Origin of the sequence: Cupriavidus sp. H18C2 (assembly GCF_049393795.1) — a bacterium.
GTDB classification, from domain to species: domain Bacteria; phylum Pseudomonadota; class Gammaproteobacteria; order Burkholderiales; family Burkholderiaceae; genus Cupriavidus; species Cupriavidus pauculus_C.
In genome coordinates, this window is the sequence record NZ_CP186011.1 from 90990 (window position 1) to 108473 (window position 17484).

Genomic DNA, 17484 nt, shown 5'->3' on the forward strand with positions numbered 1-17484 from the left:
ATTTGCGGTATTGGTACGGCCCGGCCCCCGGGCATAAGCTGCACGCACGCTGAACACCCCGTTCCACGCGTACTTCAGGCCACTGGTTCTCTGGACCAGTGGCTTTTTTCTTTCAGGCCCCGGGTGCCGCCTGCCGGACCGTTTCGACGAAATGGTCGCGCGCCGGATGGTCGGGCGCCTGCTTCCAGACGCAGTACACCTCGGACGGCACCGTGGCATCGGCCAGCGGCCGGAACGCCGCGCCGGCCATGCCCGAGCGCGCCATGGCCGCCGGCACCACCGCCACGCCCATGCCCTGCGACACCAGCGATACCACCGACAGCCAGTGCCGCACCTCGTGGCGGATGCGCGGGTAGAAGCCCTGCGCGGCGCACATGTCGAAGATCCGGCTGTAGTAGTCGGGCGACGCCTTGCGCGAGAACAGCACGAACGGCTCGCCACGCAGGTCGGCCAGCGCCACCGCCGGGCGGGTGGCCAGCGGGTGATCGGCCGGCATGCAGCAGACAAAGGGCTCCGAATGGGCCAGCGTGGCCGCCAGTTCGTCGGGCACCCGGCTGGTGTGGACAAAGCCGGCATCCAGCTCGCCATGCAGCAGCGCGTCGATCTGCTCCTGCGAGTTGAGTTCGGTCAACGCCACATGGATGCCCGGATAGCGCGCCTGGAATTCCTGTAGCCGCTGGGGCAGCCCCCGGTACAGCATCGACCCGACAAAGCCCACGCGCAGCCGGCCCACCGCGCCGGCCTCGATCTCGCGCGCCAGCAGCCGGGCCGACTCCGCCTGGGCCAGCAGCGCGATGGCCGATTCCCGGAACGCCCGGCCGGCCGCCGTCAGCCGCACGCCCCGGCTGTCGCGCTCGAACAGCCGGGCGCCCACCGACGCCTCCAGCTGCTGGATGTTGAGCGACAGCGGCGGCTGCGAGATCGACAGGCGCCGGGCGGCGCGCCCGAAGTGCAGCTCCTCGGCCAGCACCAGAAAGTAACGGAGGTGACGGAATTCCATGGCGATACAGAATTTGTATGGATCGAGCCAATTTTAGAATTGGACGCAAATCGTTGGCGATCAAATAATGCATCCCAAACCATCCCGCCCCGTTCCGCAGGGCAGGGAGACTCCGGAGACCTGCATGCCCACCCGCGCCGCCCGCACCGCCCCGACCCCACCCGCGCCCGCCCAGCCCGACGCCCATCCGGTGCCGGACCGCCACGGCGCCAGCCTGTTCGCGGCCGATCCGGACCTGCGCGCGCTGCTGCCGCTCTACCTGCCGGCCGACCTGTTCAACCACCTGCTGCCGCACCTGGAGCGCATGGGCGCGCTGGCCGGCGGCGTGCTCGACGAACTCGCCAACGTGGCCGACCATGCGCCGCCCACGCTGTCGCACCGCACGCGCACCGGGCTCGACGCCCAGCGCATCCACAAGCATCCGGCCTACGTGGAACTGGAGCGCGTGGCCTTTGCGGAATTCGGCCTCGCGGCGGCGTCGCACCGGGGTGGCGTGCTGGGCTGGGACAAGCCGATGCCGCCCGCCGCCAAGTACGCGCTGACCTACCTGTTCGTGCAGGCCGAGTTCGGCCTGTGCTGCCCGCTGTCGATGACCGATTCGCTGACGCGCACGCTGCGCAAGTTCGGCGATCCGGCGCTGGTGCAGCGCTTCTTGCCCAACCTGACCACGCAGGTGTTCGACGACCTGTACCAGGGCGCCATGTTCATGACCGAGCAGGGCGCGGGCTCCGACGTGGCCGCCACGGCCACGCGCGCCATCCGCGATGCCGGCGCCGAGGGCGGCTGGCGCCTGATGGGCGACAAGTGGTTCTGCTCCAACCCCGACGCCGCGCTGGCGATGGTGCTGGCCCGCGTGGAAGAGGCCGACGGCACGGCGGTCGACGGCATCAAGGGCGTGTCGCTGTTCCTGCTGCCACGCACGCTGGCCGACGGCAGCGCCAACCACTACCGCATCATCCGCCTCAAGGACAAGCTCGGCACCCGCTCGATGGCCAGCGGCGAGATCCGGCTGGAGGGCGCCCACGCCTACCTGGTGGGCGAACCGGGGCGCGGCTTCGTGCAGATGGCCGACATGATCAACAACTCGCGGCTGTCCAACGGCGTGCGCGCCGCCGGGCTGATGCGCCGCGCGCTGACCGAGGGGCAGTTCATCGCCGCCGAGCGCCGCGCGTTCGGCAAGCGGCTGGCGGACATGCCGCTGATGCGCCGCCAGCTGCTCAAGCTCGTGCTGCCCACCGAGCAGGCGCGCACGATGGTGTTCCAGACCGCCGAGGCGCTGCGCCGCGCCGATGCCGGCGAGCCCGACGCCTATCCGCTGATGCGCATCCTGACGCCGCTCATCAAGTTCCGCGCCTGCCGCGACGCCCGCAAGGTCACCGGCGACGCCATGGAAATGCGCGGCGGCTGCGGCTACATCGAGGAATGGACCGACCCGCGCCTGGTGCGCGACGCGCACCTGGGGTCGATCTGGGAAGGCACGAGCAACATCGTCGCGCTCGACGTGCTGCGCGCCATCCGCCGCGAAGGCTCGCTGCCGGTGCTGCGCGCCTACCTGCAAGGGCTGCTTGCCGATACCCCGCTGCACGACCGCGCGCGCACCGTGTTCGCGTCGGCCATCGACCGCGCCACGGCCCAGGCCGCGCAGGCGGCTGACGCCGGCGCGGACGGCGACGTGCTGGCCCGCCAGGCGGCCTCGGGGCTGTACCACGTGACCAGCGCCGTGGCGATGGCCTGGGAAGCCGGCCGCATCGGATCGGTCCGGCGCATGCGCCTGGCGCAGCTGGTACTCGTGCATCGCGTGCTGCCGCAGGACCCGCTGGGCGGCGGCACCGAGCCCGACTGGCTGGCCGACACCGTGGCCCCGCCCGCCGACGCCCCCGTGCGCGCGGCCGGCGCGGTCGACGCCATCAACCTGTTCTGACGTTCCAGCCGTATCGATACAGGCGCGGCCAGGACCGCGCCGATCCCAGACCCGCCTTACCCGGAGACAACGCATCATGCCCCACTGGCACCGCCGCGCGGCCCTGTCCGCCATCGCCTCGTTCGCCGCCTGCACGCTGCTGGCCACGCCCGCGCTGGCGCAGAAGGATTTTCCGAGCAAGCCCATCATGCTGGTGGTGACGTACCCGCCGGGCGGCCCCACCGATGCCATGGCCCGCACGCTGGCCGCCGCGCTCAAGAACAGCCTGGGCCAGCCCGTGGTGGTGGAAAACCGCGCCGGCGCGGGCGGCAATATCGGCGCCGAGGTGGTGGCGCGCGCCGAGCCGGACGGCTACACGCTGATGTTCGGCACGTCGGCGCCGCTGGCGATCAACGTGAGCCTGTATCGCAAGATCAACTACGACCCGGTCAAGAGCTTCGCGCCGGTGATCCAGATCGGCCACCTGCCCAACGTGCTGGTGGTCAACCCGGCCGTGCCGGCGAAGAACGTGCAGGAGCTGATTGCCTACGGGCGCGCGCATCCGGGCAAGCTGACCTATGCGTCGTCCGGCAACGGGGCGTCGTCGCACCTGGCCGGCGTGCTGTTCAACAACCTGGCCGGCACCGACTTCCAGCACGTGCCGTACAAGGGCACCGGCCCCGCGCTGAACGACCTGCTGGGCGGGCAGGTCAGCATGACGTTCACCGACGTGCTGACCGCGCTGCCGTTCATCAAGAGCGGCAAGGTGCGGGCGCTGGGCGTGACCACCAAGGGCCGCTCGCAGGCGCTGCCCGACGTGCCGACCGTGGCCGAGCAGGGTGTCCCGGGCTTCGATGTTTCGGTATTCTTCGGCGTGGTGGCACCGGCCGGCACGCCGGCCCCCGTCATTGGCAAGCTGAACCGCGCGTTCGCAGACGCGCTGCAGCAGCCCGACGTCCGCAAGACGCTGCTGGCGCAAGGGCTGGAACTGGCGCCGTCCACGTCGCCGGAACAGCTCGGGACGTTCGTGAAGGCCGAGGTCGGCAAGTGGCGTGCCGTGGTGCAGAAGTCCGGCGCGCAGCTGGACTGAGCTCCAACAGAAGAACACACAGGAAGAGACAATGACGCCAACCAAGACCGGCGCGCTGGCAGGCATCCGCGTGGTGGACCTGTCGCGCATCCTCGGCGGCCCGTTCTGCGGCCAGATCCTCGGCGACCACGGCGCCGACGTGCTCAAGATCGAACCGCCCCAGGGCGACGACACCCGCACCTGGGGCCCGCCGTTCCGCGACGGCGTGGCGTCCTACTACTTCGGCCTGAACCGCAACAAGCGCGTGATGAAGCTGGACCTGGCGGCCGACGCCGACCGGCAGGTGCTGCTGGCGCTGCTGGCCGACGCCGACGTGCTGGTCGAGAACTTCAAGACCGGCACGATGGAGAAATGGGGGCTGGGCTTCGACGCGCTGTCGCAGCAGTTCCCGCGGCTGGTGCACTGCCGCGTGTCGGGCTTTGGCGCCGACGGCCCGCTGGGCGGCCTGCCCGGCTACGACGCGGCAATCCAGGCCATGGCCGGCATCATGAGCATCAACGGCGAGCCCGACGGCGACGCGCTGCGCGTAGGGCTGCCCGTGGTCGACATGGTCACGGGCCTGAACGCGGCGCTGGGCGTGCTGCTGGCGCTGCAGGAGCGCGAACGCAGCGGGCGCGGCCAGTTCGTCGAGGCGGCGCTCTACGATTCGGGCCTGTCGCTGCTGCATCCGCACGCGGCCAACTGGTTCATGAGCGGCAAGACGCCGGGCCGCACCGGCAACGCCCATCCGAACATCTACCCGTACGACACGGTGGCCACGGCCACCGACCCCATCTTCCTGGCCGTCGGCAACGACCGCCAGTTCCGCATCTTCTGCGCGCACATCGGCGTGGCCGAACTGGCCGACGACGAACGCTTTGCCACGGCCGGCGCGCGCTCGGTCAACCGCGCGCAGTTGAAAGGCACGCTGGAATCGAAGCTGGCCACCTGGGACGGCAAGGTGCTGGCCGACGAATTGTCCGCCGCCGGCGTGCCGTGCGCGCCGGTGCTGTCGGTGCCCGACGCCCTGACGCACCCGCACACCGCGCACCGCGAGATGGTCGTGGAGATGCCCGGCGGCTACAAGGGCCTGGGCGCCCCGGTCAAGCTGAGCCGCACCCCGGCCACGTACCGGTACGCGCCGCTGACGGAGGGCCACGCGTTCCTGCCACGGGAGGCGGCGAACGATTGAGGGGGGGGGCCAGCCACGCGCCACAAGCCGTCGCCATGTGGGCTCCCCTCTCCCATGAAGTGGGAGAGGGGTTGGGGGAGAGGGCAATACCGCGCAATATGCCACCGTTGCATCTTGAGGCGCCCGGCCCTCTCCCCCGGCCCCTCTCCCGCCTTGCGGGAGAGGGGAGCAACCCCCCAGCGTTAAACGACCACCGCGGAGCCATCTCCCCCTCCCCCCGCCCCTACTCCGGCTGATCGCGTGCCGCCAGCAGGTCGGACAGGCTGCGCGGCGCCGGTGTCAGCGGCTGGCGGTGCTGCGTCCAGCCCATCTGCGCCGACGGCGTGAACATGCGCAGCCGCGTGGAGGCCCATCGGAACAGTCGGTAGGCCGCCGGATGCGCGAACGCGCCGCTCCAGAAGCGCCAGACCAGGTGTTCGCGGCGGCTGTAGCGCGCGCCCTGGCCCTTGAGCGGATGGGGCACCGCCTCGTCCGGGTTGCGGTTGGCCTCGGTGCGCAGGCGCACCAGCAGCCGCGGGATCGGGATGCGCACCGGGCAGACTTCGCCGCAGGCGCCGCACAGGCTCGACGCCGTGGGCAGGTCGGCCGTGGCGTCCAGGCCCAGCAGGTGGGGCGAGATGATCTTGCCGATCGGCCCCGGATAGGTCGTGCCATAGGCATGGCCGCCGATGCGCGTGTAGACCGGGCAGTGGTTCATGCAGGCGCCGCAGCGGATGCATTGCAGCGTTGCGCGCAACTGGGCGTCGGCGTAGGCCTGGCTGCGGCCGTTGTCCAGCAGCACCAGGTGCACCTCGCGCGGGCCGTCCTGCTCGCTCGCGCGGCGCGGGCCCGAGATCAGGTTGAAGTACGTGGTGATGGCCTGTCCGGTGGCCGAGCGCGTGAGCAGGCTCGACAGCGGCACGATATGCGACAGCCGGGCCACCACCTTTTCCATGCCCATGATGGCCACGTGCACGTCCGGCACAGTTGTCGACAGCCGGCCGTTGCCCTCGTTTTCCACCAGCCACAGCGTGCCGGTGTCGGCCGCCGCGAAGTTCACGCCGGACAGGCCGATGTCGGCCTCCACAAACGCCTGGCGCAGCGCGCGCCGGCCGGTCTGGATCAGCGCGTCGACGTCCTCGGTGTAGGGCGTGTCGGGAATGTGCTGCGTGAACAGCGTGGCGATGTCGGCCTTGGTCTTGTGGATGGCCGGCATGACGATGTGCGACGGCTTTTCGTCGGCCAGCTGCACGATGTACTCGCCCATGTCGGATTCGATGCAGTCGATGCCGCGCGCGGCCAGGTAATGGTTCAGCTCCATTTCCTCGCTGGCCATCGACTTGCCCTTGATCACGCGCCGCGCGGCGTGCCGCTGCGCGATGCTGTGGATGATCGCGTTGGCCTCGTCGGCGGTCTCGGCCCAGTGCACCTGCACGCCGGCGCGCGTCAGGTTGGCTTCCAGTTCCGTCAGCAGGTCCGGCAGGTGGGCCAGCGCGTGCTGGCGCACGGCCTCGCCCAGGTCGCGCAGGCGCTCCAGCTCGTCGCCATCGGGAAACTGCACGGCGCGTTTCTGCTGCAGGAAATCCATCGCGCCGCGAAAGCTCTTGCGCAGCTTGGGGTCGTCCAGCGCCTCGCGGGCACGGGCGCGGAAGTCCTGGCTGGGGACGAAATGCAGGGTTTGCTCGCTCATGGCGCGGCGTCTCCGTCGGTGACGATCACGACCCAGAGCTGGCGCGGGCCGTGCGCGCCGTAGGCCAGCGTCTGCTGGATGTCCGAGGTCTTGGACGGGCCGGACACCATGACCAGGTTGGTCGGCATGCCGTCGGCCCAGCGTTCGGCGCGCACCGCGCTGTGCAGGTCGGGGTGCAGCGCCGACGCGTACACCAGCGCGATGTGGATCGGCGGCACCAGCGACATCGTGCGCGGCGAGCCCGCGTCGGGCGCCAGCACCAGCGTGCCCGTGGCGGCCAGCCCCGAGCGGGCGACCGTGAAGCCGGCGTCGATGGTGTCGAACAGCTCGGCCTTCCACGCTTCGAGCGGGCGGTCGAACGCAACGGTGGCGATGCCGGCGGGCAGCGCCCGGGCCAGCGCAGTGCCTTCGGGGCGGGCCGTGTCCAGCAGCAAGCGGCGCACGCCTGCGGTGGCCAGCCGGCTGGCGACCCAGGCGGGCCAGCCGGCCGCATCTGTACAGACGACCTCGGCGTGCGAGGCGGTCAGCGCGGCCTGCATCGACGCGACCATCGCGGCCACGGCCGGGCGCTCGCCACGGCGGCTGTCGAAATGCTGGTCGATGCGGCGGTCCAGCGCGGCGGTGTCGTGCGCCAGCGTGGTCCCGGCATCGGGCGCGGCGGCGCGCAGGCGGCCCAGCATCCGCTCGCGGGCGCTCATGGCGGTCATGCGGCACCTCCGGTGCGGCGCCACAGGAACGACGCCAGGTGTTCCATGGGCAGCGGCGCGCCGGCGTGGGCCGCCGCGTGGCCGATGTTGAGCAGGCAGCCGCAGTCGGCCGATACCAGGCGGTCGCAGCCGGTGGCGCAGGCCGAGGCGACCTTGTCGCGCACCATCGCGCCCGAGATGTCGGCGTGCTTCAGCGAGAACGTGCCGCCAAAGCCGCAGCATTCGGATTCGCGCTTATGCTCCACACGCGTGACGCCCGGCAAGGCATCGACCAGTGCCACGCCATGGCTGCGCGTGCCCATCTCGCGCCGCGCGGCGCACGACGTGTGCAGCACCACGCGCTCGGAGTGGCCCGCTGGCGCGGTATCGAAGCGGACGTGCAGCACGTTGAGCAGGAACTCGGCCAGTTCGTAGACGCGGCCGGCGATGTCGCTGGCCACCATGGCGGCCTCGCTGCCGGTGGCGCCAGCATCGGCAAACAGCTTCGGCCAGTGGTGCCGCATCATCCCGCCGCACGAGCCCGACGGCACGATGATCGGCCATGGCTCGCGGAACAGGTCCAGCTGGGCGCGGGCCACCTTGCGGGCCTGCTCCGGATTGCCGCTGCTGTAGGCCGGCTGGCCGCAGCAGCTCTGGCCGCGCGGAAAGTGGACGGTCAGCCCTTCGCGCTCCAGCAGGCGCACGGCATCCAGGCCGGCTTGCGGGACGAACAGGTCGACCAGGCAGGTGCCGAACAGATACACCTGCTTGGGAATGGTGGTGGGGTACTGCCTGGGTTGCATGTCTGCCTCCGGTGGCGCGGCCACGGGCGACACGCACCGCGGCATTTTTGGGCGCATAATTCCCGCTCTCGCGCCGGAGCGCAAATTGGTTGGACCAATCCGGCGGCACCGTGCAAGGGAAGGGAATCGATGGGGGGCAGCGCACGCAACCGCGTGGAAGACGTCATGCGCAGGATGGAGACCGCGCTGCTGGACGGCACGTGGCCCGTTGGCGCCCGGCTGCCTGCCGAGCGCGTGCTGGCCGAGCAGTACGCGGTGGCGCGCAACACGATCCGCGAGGCCATCCAGCGGCTGGCCGCGCGCGGCCTGCTGCAAAGCCGGCGGGGCGCGGGCGTCTACGTGACCGACCAGTTGCGCACCGGCATCGCCTCGCCCTGGGGCCAGCTCGTGGCCGACCACCCGGCGCTGCGCGACGACATCCTGGAGTTCCGCCGCGTGCTGGAAGGCGCCACCGCCTACTTCGCGGCGCTACGTGCCGACGCGGCCGACCTGAAACGTATACGGGCGCTGCTGAAGGATCTGGAACGCGCGCGGCGCGCCGACGACAAGGCCGGCGAGGCCGATGCCGATGCCCGGCTGCACGACGCCATCGCGCAGGCATCGCACAACACGATGTTCCTGCACCTGCACACCAGCGTGATCGGCATGCTGCGCGAGCACATCACGGTCAACGGCACGGGGCTGCGGGAGTCCGACGGCGAGTCGCCGGACCTGCTGCTGCGCCAGCACCGCACGCTCTGCGAGGCCATCCTGGCCCGGCGGCCCGAGGAGGCCCGCACGGCCATGCAGACCCATATCGACTTCGTGCGCAGCAAGGTGGAAGGCGACGGCGCCTGAATTGGTCGTACCAGTTGCTGCGTACGACTTTCCAATGGAATCAGGCACTTGGGGCCGCGCCGTGGGGTGCCGCTACACCATCCCGGACGTGGTCAGCTCCCGCTTGACGTAGGCGTAGAAGATGGGGCCGGCAATGACGCCGGGGATGCCGTACAGCGTCTCCATCACCAGCATCACGGTCAGCAGCTCCCACGCGGCGGCCTGTATACGCGCGCCGATGATGCGCGCGTTCAGGAAGTATTCGAGCTTGTGGATGATCACCAGGTAGAGCAGCGACCCGATGGCGATGGGCAGCGACACCGACAGCGACGCGATCACGATGGCCGTGTTCGAGATCAGGTTGCCCAGCACCGGCAGCAGCCCGGCGATGAACGTGATGGCCACCAGCGTCTTCGACAGCGGCAGGTGCTGGTCGAACAGCGGCAGCACCAGCAGCAGGTAGACGGCGGTCAGCGCGGTGTTGATCGACGAGATCTGGATCTGGGCGAAGATGAACTGCGCGAACGACTGCTGCAGCGTGCGGGCGCGGTCGATCAGCGCGGCGGCCAGCGGGCGGCGGTTGGGCCGCGAGATGGCCCGGTACAGCGCCACCATCGCGCCGATGATCAGGCCCAGCAGGATATGGAGCAGCGTGCGCAGGATGTCGGTGCCCAGCCGCTGCGCCATCTGCGCGTGTTCGCGCATGGCGGCCAGCAGCGTGGTGACCAGTTCCTCGGTGCCGCTGGGCAGGTAGTCGCTGAGCCAGGTGGGTAGCTGCGCGCGGGACTGGTCGATGATGTCGGCCGCGTGGTCCAGCAACCGCTCCACCGTGGCGCTGTCGACGTTCAGGAAGTGGACCAGCGCCCAGATGCCGCCCGTGAGCGCCAGCAGGATGATGGCCGACAGGATGGCCACGGCCAGCGCGTCGCGCCGGGAATGGGTCAGGCGGGGCGCCAGCACGTCGACCAGCGAGTACAGCAGCAGCCCCGACAGCAGGGCGGCCACGAGGTTGGCGTGCATGACCAGCAGCAGCGCCCCGGCGGTCAGCACGTAGGACACGATGGTGACGGTCGGCCAGCGCCAGGGCGCGGGGGCGGCGGGGGCGATGGCAACGCCGTCGTCGGCGCGGTCTTCCGGGGTATCACACTGCGGCATGGGTGGCAAAGCACGGTGAAGGTGGAACGGGTAGGCGGATTGTCGATGTGCCGCGTAACAATGGCAAGTCGGCCGCGCGCCCGGCGCGGAACTTGCGTCGTTGGCGTCGCCTATATTAGGCAGCAGGGCAGCCACCCCCAGGAGACCGCATGGCCTTCACCCATACCGTCGGCAGCCGCCGGCACGTGTTTGCCGACCTGCGCACGCTGCTGGCGCGGGCCAGCCCCGCGCGCTCGGGCGATGCGCTGGCCGGCGTGGCCGCCGCCAGCGAGGAGGAACGCATGGCGGCGCGCATGGCGCTGGCCGAGATGCCGCTGGCCCGGTGCCTGACCGAGGCGCTGGTGCCGTACGAGGACGACGAGGTCACGCGGCTGATCGTCGACAGCCATGACGCCGCCGCGTTTGCGGAGATCGCCAGCCTGACCGTGGGCGACTTCCGCAACTGGCTGCTGCGCGAAGAGACCGATTCGGCCACGCTGGCGCGCGTGGCGCCCGGCATCACGCCCGAGATGGCGGCCGCCGCAAGCAAGCTGATGCGCAACCAGGACCTCGTGGCCGTGGCGCGCAAGTGCCGCGTGGTCACGGCGTTTCGCGGCACCATCGGGCTGCCGGGCCGGCTGGCCGTGCGGCTGCAGCCGAACCACCCGACCGACGACCCGCGCGGCATCGCGGCGTCCATCGTCGACGGCCTGCTCTACGGCTGCGGCGATGCCACCATCGGCGTCAACCCGGCCGGCGACAACCTGGGCGCCATCGTCACGCTGCTGCAGCTGATCGACGACATCCGCGCCCGCTACGATGTGCCGACGCAATCCTGCGTGCTGACCCACGTGACCAACACGCTGCGCGCGATGGAGCAGGGGGCGCCCGTGGACCTGGTGTTCCAGTCCGTGGCCGGCAGCCAGGCCGCCAACGCCGCGTTCGGCATCTCGCTGGCGCTGCTGGACGAGGCGCGGCAGGCGGCGCTGGCGCTAGGGCGCGGCACGGTGGGCCAGAACGTCATGTACTTCGAGACCGGCCAGGGCAGCGCGCTGTCGGCCAACGCGCACCACGGCGTGGACCAGCAGACGATGGAGGCCCGCGCCTATGCCGTGGCGCGCCGCTTCGAGCCGCTGCTGGTGAACACGGTGGTCGGTTTCATCGGCCCCGAGTACCTGTACGACGGCAAGCAGATCATCCGCGCCGGGCTGGAGGACCATTTCTGCGGCAAGCTGCTGGGCGTGCCGATGGGCTGCGACGTCTGCTACACGAACCACGCGGAGGCCGACCAGGACGACATGGACACGCTGCTGACGCTGTTCGGCGTGGCCGGCATCAACTTCATCATGGGCGTGCCCGGCGCCGACGACATCATGCTGAACTACCAGAGCACGTCGTTCCACGACGCGCTGTACCTGCGCCATGTGCTGGGGCTGCGGCCCGCGCCCGAGTTCGAGCGCTGGCTGCAGGCGATGGGCATCCTCGACGGCGCCGGCAAGCTGCTGGAACCCGCCGCGCGCCAGCCGCTGCTGGCGATGGCCGCATCGCTCTGACACGCTGACACGCCCCCGGAGACTGCCGATGCCGAAAACACCGCCCACCGTGCCGGACGTCCCGAACGTCCCAGCCGTCACGCCGGAGTCGTCCGACCCCTGGCGCCGCCTGCGGCAGTTCACGCGCGCCCGCGTGGCCATCGGCCGCACGGGCCACGCGCAGACCACCGAAACAATCCTGGCATTCGGCCTGGCCCACGCGCAGGCCCGCGACGCAGTGCACCTGCCGCTGGACGCGCCGGCCATCGACACCCTGCTGCGGCAGGCCGGCCACACGGTCGTGCGGGTCCACAGTGCCGCCCCCGACCGCGAGACCTACCTGCGCCGGCCCGACCTGGGCCGCCGGCTCGATGCCGACAGCCAGGGCCGGCTGGCGCCTGACGGCCAGCCGTGGGACGTGGTGTTCGTGATCGCCGATGGCCTGTCCGCGCTTGCCGCCCAGCGCCATGCGGTGCCGCTGCTGGAGGCGGTGCTGGCGCGGCTGTCGCAGTGGCGCGTGGGGCCGGTGGTCATCGCCGAACAGGCGCGCGTGGCGCTGGGCGACGACATCGGCGAACGGCTGCGCGCGCGCCAGGTGGTGATGCTGATCGGCGAGCGCCCGGGCCTGAGTTCGCCCGACAGCCTGGGCATCTACCTGACGTACGACCCCCGTATCGGCCGCACCGACGCACAGCGCAACTGCATCTCGAACGTGCGGCCCGAAGGGCTGCCGTACGCGCACGCGGCGGATCGACTGGTTTTCCTGCTCAGGGGAGCGGTGGCGCTGGGGCGGTCGGGGGTGGACCTGAAGGACGACAGCGCCGCCGGGACGGCGACGCTGCCAGGGACGTGACGGCTGCTGCCGCTACGACATCATGAGCCGCGAGAAGCGGCCGCGCTGGGCGTCTTCCATCAGCTTCATGAACTGGTCGCGGTCCATGTGCACCAGCTCCAGGTGGTCGCCCGCCTCGAACCAGACTTCGGGCTCGTCGAACAGGCTGTCGTCGACGTAGGTCTGCATGCCGTACGACATGGCGCAGGGCGGAATCGCGCCCAGGTCGCAGTCCTTGAACACCTCGCGGATCTCGTCCTCGTGCGCCAGCACGAGCTTGCGGCCGGTCATCTCGCACAGCGCCGAAAGCTGCAGGTGATGGTTCGAAGGGATCACCGCGGCCACGTAGCCGCCTTCGTCCTCCAGCAGCAGCGTCTTGGCCAGCCGATGGCCCGGCACGTGCGCGGCGTGCGCCGTGGCCATGCTGCTGAGGCTGTATGGATGGCGGATGATGTCGAACCGGCTGTTCATGCGGCTGAGCCGGCCAGCCAGTGTGCCTGCCATTGCCATGATCGTCTTCCTCCCCGCGCCGCGGGGCGCGGACTAGTCCTCGGTGCTCTCACTATAGGCACTGTCGCCGCCCATGCGGGGCCAGATTGCCTGCAGCTCGGTCTTGAGGAACGTCAGCAGGTAGCGCGTGGCCATGGTCTGGTAGCGGTTCGGCATCGTCAGCATGTACAGCCGGCTGCCGAACACGCTGATGCGGTAGTCCGCCAGCAGCGGCTCCAGCGCGCGGGCCTGCAGGTCCTTGTGCACCGCGTAGAGCGGAAAGATGCCGATGCCCAGGCCGCTGACCACCGCATCCTTCAGGAAGGCGAAGTTCTCGGAACTCAGCGTCGGCTCCAGCACCACCTGTTCCCGCTCGCCGGTGTCGTGCCGGATACCCGCCGCCTTGAGCTTCTGGCCAATCGGCGACGCGCAAACGATGGCATGCCCGGCCAGCTCGGCCAGCGCCACCGGCCGGCCGCGCGCGTCCAGATAGGCCGGCGCTGCGCAGACCACCCAGTCGACGGTGCCGATCTCGGTCGCCACCACCGAATCGGGCGGCGTCGAGATGATGCGCAGCGCCACCTCCACGTCCTCTGAGACAAGGTTGTGGATGCGGTTGTCGAACACGACGTCGAGCGTGATGTCGGGGTAGCGCTGCTTGAACTGCACCAGCAGCGGCGACAGCATGGCATGGCCCAGCCCGGTCGGTACCGACAGCCGCACATGCCCCTGCAGGCTCTTGCCCATGCTGCTGATCAGCGCATTCGCGGCGGCCACTTCGCCCAGGATGTTGCGCCCGTGCTCGTACAGCCCGGCACCCACCGGCGTCGGCTCCACGTGACGCGTGGTCCGCCGCAGCAGCTGCACGCCAAGCTCCTCCTCCAGCGCCTTGAGGTGGTAGCTGACATTGGCGCGCGTCATCTTGAGCTTGCGCGCGGCGGCGCTGAGATTGCCGGCGTCGACGATATCGACGAACAGGCGCAGGGCGTTGAGATCCATGGCAGGGCTGGCGCGGAAACGAAAAAAGGGGCCCGAAGGCCCCTCAGTTTGCCATGGTGGCGGGGTCAGAAGCGGCTATTCGTGGCCGCCAAGGCTGTCGTCGCGCGCGCGAGCGGCCTCCTGATAGCGGGCCAGTGCGGCGAGGTCGTCCTGCTGGTACGCGATGTTGTCGTCCGGGCGGCTGCGGCCATCCAGGCCCGGCAGGTCGACCAGCCGAGACACCCAGTTCTGTTGCGGAATCAGCGGGCAGATCAGCGGCTGGAGATACGCATCGAGAATGCCTTGGTCCGGTGTGCGCAGCTCCGCCGTCAGCGCTTCCAGATAACCGTTCTTGCGCGACTGGTGCCAGTCAACGGAAAACCCTGCGCGTCCGCACAAGGCGGTGTGGACCAGCAGCATCGTGCGGCCGTTGCCATCCAGGAACGGGTGGCCCCACGCGAAAGCGCCCATCACGACACCGGGCTTGCGTCGCATGACCGCGGCGTCTGCGCCCATGCGCAGACCCTAGCCGACTGCCTGGCGGCTGAGTTCCGAGACTTCGAACTGGACGTCGCCCTTGGCGACGAGTCGCCCGACCCCCAGCATCTGGCGGTCCTGTCCCGCCCACGGGTAGAAATCGCGAAAAAGAATTGCGTGGACAGCGAGGAAGTGTTCGTACTGGATCGCGTCGGGGATGGTGGCAAGATAATCCAGCGCTTCTTCCAGGTTGGCCTCGAAGAAGGCGTGTTCCTGGATCTTGACTTCATCCAGGTCCTTGAGCTGTTCGAAGTTCCGGAGATAGCCCGCGCTGGCGAAATCACCGAACGGATCAAACACGCTTGCGTTCCCGCATGTGGTTGGTCATCAGGCGGGCCATCTGCCGGCCGTTGATGAGATGCCGCTTCTTCAGCGCGACCAGCAGCTTCTCGGTGGCATCGAGCGAGACATCGTCGCCGGACGCCCGGGTCACGGCCTCGGTCCAGTCGTCCAGGGCGGTGCGCTGGAATCGCACGTCGTGGGCCAGGGCAAAGTCGCGGACGAATTCGCTGACCTGGGTCGTGGGCAGGGCGTCCAGTTCGGCAGGCAATGACGTGGGGGGGTGGGAGCGTCCCATGGTGCCTCGCGGCAGAGTGACATGGGCCCAAATTAGCGGGTTTGCCGGGGCCGGTCAACCTCCCGAAAGCAACACGGCCTGTCCGCAGACAGGCCGTGGTGGATGGGGCGGGCGCGGCCGGTTGCCCGGTCCCGCCCGCCCGTCTCAATGCTCGTGATGCAGGTACTTCGCCTGGCGCGGCAGCCGCAGGCTGACCAGGAAGGCGATGACCATCATGGCGGTGACGTACCAGTAGAACGCGTTCTCGTGGCCGATGGACTTCAGGCCCAGGGCCACGTACTCGGCCGAGCCGCCGAACAGGGCGTTGGCCACCGCGTAGGCCAGGCCCACGCCCAGGGCGCGCACCTCGGGCGGGAACATCTCGGCCTTCACGATGCCGCTGATCGACGTGTAGAAGCTGACGATGGCCAGTGCCACGCAGATCAGCAGGCCGGCCAGCTCGGGGCTGGACACGGTCTTGAGCGCGGTCAGGATGGGCACCGTGGCGATGGCGCCCAGGGCGCCGAACAGCAGCATGTTGGTGCGGCGGCCGATGCGGTCGGACAGCGCGCCGAAGAACGGCTGCATGCACATGTAGAGGAACAGGCAGACGGTCATCACGTAGCTGGTGGTCTTGATCGGCAGGTGGGCCGTGTTGACCAGGAACTTCTGCATGTACGTGGTGAACGTGTAGAAGATCAGCGAGCCGCCGGCCGTGTAGCCCAGCACCGTGAAGAACGCGGCCTTGTGATGGCGGAAGATCGCCGCCACGCTGCCGGCTTCCTTGTTGTTGCGCTGTTGTGCCGTGGTGGTTTCATGGAGCGTGCGGCGCAGCAGCAGCGCCACGACCGCCGTGATGGCGCCGACCACGAACGGGATGCGCCAGCCGTACGCCTTCAGCTCGGCCTCGGTCAGCAACTGTTCCAGGATGACCACGACCAGCACCGCCAGCAACTGGCCGCCGATCAGCGTCACGTACTGGAACGACGAGAAGAAGCCGCGCCGGCCCTTGAGCGCCACTTCGCTCATGTAGGTGGCCGTGGTGCCGTACTCGCCGCCCACGGACAGGCCCTGCAGCAGGCGGGCCAGCAGCAGCAGCGCGGGCGCCCAGTTGCCGATGGTGGCGTAGGTGGGCAGGCAGGCGATCAGCAGCGAGCCGCAGCACATCATGATCACGGAGATCAGCAGCGAGTTCTTGCGGCCGTTGCGGTCGGCGATGCGCCCGAACAGCCAGCCGCCGATCGGCCGCATCAGGAAGCCCGCCGCGAACACGCCGGCGGTGTTCAGCAACTGCGCGGTGGGGTCGCCTTTCGGGAAGAACGCCGGCGCGAAGTAGATGGCGCAGAACGCATAGATATAGAAGTCGAACCACTCGACGAGGTTGCCGGACGACGCGGCCACGATGGCAAAGACGCGTTTTCTGGTTTCTTCGGGGGACGGTGGCGTGCCGGTGACGGCCGGGGAGGCGATGTCTGTCATAGGACCTTGTGTTGTATCTGGGCGGCGGGGGCGCCGCGGGTCGGGTCGGGCGGGGCGCGGCGGGCGGGCCGGCGCGCCATCCGGGCGGGGCCTCGCGCACGGGCGCCCTTGAGGCTGGCTAGCGTAACCGGTAACCGTGACGCTCCCAAGGGGGGCCGCGCCGCATCCTGTGCGGTCGATGTTGCAAATGCCTTGCCAGCGGCGGCTTTGCGCCGCATTGTCTGACGGGATGGAAAGAGTTATTACGAAATTCGCCCGAAAAGCGTCAAAAATGCACGGGCCTGACTTCGGTCATCCGGCCAGCTTGCGCCGGCCGTGCGCCTGCGCAATGATGCTCGCCGATTCTGAACGCCGCGCCTTTCAATCTCCTTGTCGACACCATCGTGCGCTACTTCCTCGTCCTGCTTGCCACCTTGCTCTGGGCCTCGGGCCCGGCCCGCGCCGAAGGCGACGCCAGCCTTGTCCAGTGCCAGCGGATCGGTCAGGCCCAGCTGCGCACGGCGTCCGAGCAGACGCTGCTGTTCCTGCGCTGCCGCGCGCGCCAGATGTCCTACGAGGCGCCGCGGCTGCACGGCGTGACCCAGAAGTTCAAGGACGACCTGGTGTTCGCCTGCCTGGACCAGGCCGACGAGGCCGAGCACCAGCTCCGGGTGCGCCACGGCTACACGCGCGAGACCCTGGCCCGCAAGAAATGTGACTAATTTGCAACACTGGCGCGCCATATCCAGCACTGTCAAAAATTATTGACGGTTCTGTCCAAGTCGCCGTGGATTGTCAAAACCGATGGTCGGCGTACCATTGGCGGCCATTGA

Annotated in this window: 18 protein-coding genes; 7 read left to right on the forward strand and 11 right to left on the reverse strand. The window is 69.6% G+C overall.

What is annotated here, in order from left to right:
- Positions 1 to 112 precede the first annotated feature (112 nt).
- Positions 113 to 1000 (reverse strand): LysR substrate-binding domain-containing protein, encoded by an 888-nt coding sequence (locus tag EPAKOI_RS17070; protein WP_124685854.1) that lies wholly within the window; start codon positions 998 to 1000, stop codon positions 113 to 115.
- 124 nt (positions 1001 to 1124) lie between these two features.
- On the opposite strand from EPAKOI_RS17070, the gene EPAKOI_RS17075 reads away from it, so the two are divergent.
- The 3 genes from EPAKOI_RS17075 (at position 1125) to EPAKOI_RS17085 (ending at position 5161) form a co-directional block, all read left to right on the forward strand.
- Positions 1125 to 2921 carry an acyl-CoA dehydrogenase family protein gene (locus tag EPAKOI_RS17075; RefSeq protein ID WP_423194079.1) on the forward strand — a complete coding sequence of 599 codons (1797 nt, stop codon included), beginning with the start codon at positions 1125 to 1127 and terminating at the stop codon, positions 2919 to 2921.
- 76 nt (positions 2922 to 2997) lie between these two features.
- Positions 2998 to 3990: a Bug family tripartite tricarboxylate transporter substrate binding protein gene (locus tag EPAKOI_RS17080; protein ID WP_124685856.1), complete on the forward strand. Its 993-nt coding sequence runs from the start codon at positions 2998 to 3000 to the stop codon at positions 3988 to 3990.
- A 31-nt stretch (positions 3991 to 4021) separates the two neighbouring features.
- Entirely contained in the window at positions 4022 to 5161 is a 1140-nt protein-coding gene (locus EPAKOI_RS17085) for a CaiB/BaiF CoA transferase family protein (RefSeq protein WP_423194080.1), read from the forward strand.
- 223 nt (positions 5162 to 5384) lie between these two features.
- Here EPAKOI_RS17085 and EPAKOI_RS17090 read toward each other — a convergent pair whose 3' ends face one another.
- Genes EPAKOI_RS17090 through EPAKOI_RS17100 form a run of 3 tightly spaced genes read right to left on the reverse strand, consistent with a single transcriptional unit; the run spans position 5385 to position 8319 of the window.
- On the reverse strand, positions 5385 to 6830 hold the full coding sequence (locus EPAKOI_RS17090) for a LutB/LldF family L-lactate oxidation iron-sulfur protein (RefSeq protein WP_423194081.1): 1446 nt from the start codon (positions 6828 to 6830) through the stop codon (positions 5385 to 5387).
- Entirely contained in the window at positions 6827 to 7537 is a 711-nt protein-coding gene (locus EPAKOI_RS17095; protein ID WP_423194082.1) for a LutC/YkgG family protein, read from the reverse strand. The genes EPAKOI_RS17090 and EPAKOI_RS17095 overlap by 4 nt, the downstream gene beginning before the upstream one ends.
- Positions 7534 to 8319, reverse strand: a complete 786-nt coding sequence (locus EPAKOI_RS17100) for a (Fe-S)-binding protein (protein WP_423194083.1) — start codon at positions 8317 to 8319, stop codon at positions 7534 to 7536. Before EPAKOI_RS17100 ends, EPAKOI_RS17095 begins: the two co-directional genes overlap by 4 nt.
- Before the next feature lie 165 nt (positions 8320 to 8484).
- On the opposite strand from EPAKOI_RS17100, the gene EPAKOI_RS17105 reads away from it, so the two are divergent.
- A complete protein-coding gene (locus EPAKOI_RS17105; RefSeq protein ID WP_423194084.1) occupies positions 8485 to 9156 on the forward strand; it encodes a FadR/GntR family transcriptional regulator in 672 nt (223 codons plus the stop codon).
- Between the two features lie 72 nt (positions 9157 to 9228).
- On the opposite strand, the gene EPAKOI_RS17110 is transcribed toward EPAKOI_RS17105, so the two are convergent.
- Entirely contained in the window at positions 9229 to 10290 is a 1062-nt protein-coding gene (locus EPAKOI_RS17110) for a hypothetical protein (RefSeq protein ID WP_313839276.1), read from the reverse strand.
- Between the two features lie 149 nt (positions 10291 to 10439).
- Here EPAKOI_RS17110 and EPAKOI_RS17115 point away from each other — a divergent pair, with 149 nt between their 5' ends.
- Positions 10440 to 11822 (forward strand): ethanolamine ammonia-lyase subunit EutB, encoded by a 1383-nt coding sequence (locus EPAKOI_RS17115; RefSeq protein WP_423194085.1) that lies wholly within the window; start codon positions 10440 to 10442, stop codon positions 11820 to 11822.
- A 28-nt stretch (positions 11823 to 11850) separates the two neighbouring features.
- Positions 11851 to 12654, forward strand: coding sequence for an ethanolamine ammonia-lyase subunit EutC (eutC, locus tag EPAKOI_RS17120; protein WP_423194086.1), 804 nt, complete (start codon positions 11851 to 11853; stop codon positions 12652 to 12654).
- A gap of 12 nt (positions 12655 to 12666) precedes the next feature.
- Here the strand turns inward: eutC and EPAKOI_RS17125 are convergent, their stop codons facing one another.
- The 6 genes from EPAKOI_RS17125 to EPAKOI_RS17150 form a co-directional block, all read right to left on the reverse strand.
- A complete protein-coding gene (locus EPAKOI_RS17125) occupies positions 12667 to 13143 on the reverse strand; it encodes an aminoacyl-tRNA deacylase (RefSeq protein ID WP_124685864.1) in 477 nt (158 codons plus the stop codon).
- A 33-nt stretch (positions 13144 to 13176) separates the two neighbouring features.
- Positions 13177 to 14121 (reverse strand): LysR family transcriptional regulator, encoded by a 945-nt coding sequence (locus EPAKOI_RS17130; RefSeq protein ID WP_423194087.1) that lies wholly within the window; start codon positions 14119 to 14121, stop codon positions 13177 to 13179.
- Between the two features lie 75 nt (positions 14122 to 14196).
- Complete coding sequence (locus tag EPAKOI_RS17135; protein WP_423194088.1) at positions 14197 to 14595, reverse strand: Fic family protein; 399 nt, start codon at positions 14593 to 14595, stop codon at positions 14197 to 14199.
- Positions 14596 to 14625: 30 nt separating this feature from the next.
- Entirely contained in the window at positions 14626 to 14937 is a 312-nt protein-coding gene (locus EPAKOI_RS17140) for a hypothetical protein (RefSeq protein ID WP_423194089.1), read from the reverse strand.
- A complete protein-coding gene (locus EPAKOI_RS17145) occupies positions 14930 to 15214 on the reverse strand; it encodes a hypothetical protein (protein ID WP_124685867.1) in 285 nt (94 codons plus the stop codon). The genes EPAKOI_RS17140 and EPAKOI_RS17145 overlap by 8 nt, the downstream gene beginning before the upstream one ends.
- Positions 15215 to 15358: 144 nt before the next feature.
- A complete protein-coding gene (locus EPAKOI_RS17150; protein ID WP_423194090.1) occupies positions 15359 to 16672 on the reverse strand; it encodes an MFS family transporter in 1314 nt (437 codons plus the stop codon).
- Positions 16673 to 17055: 383 nt separating this feature from the next.
- Here EPAKOI_RS17150 and EPAKOI_RS17155 point away from each other — a divergent pair, with 383 nt between their 5' ends.
- Complete coding sequence (locus EPAKOI_RS17155) at positions 17056 to 17373, forward strand: hypothetical protein (protein WP_423194091.1); 318 nt, start codon at positions 17056 to 17058, stop codon at positions 17371 to 17373.
- Positions 17374 to 17484 lie beyond the last annotated feature (111 nt).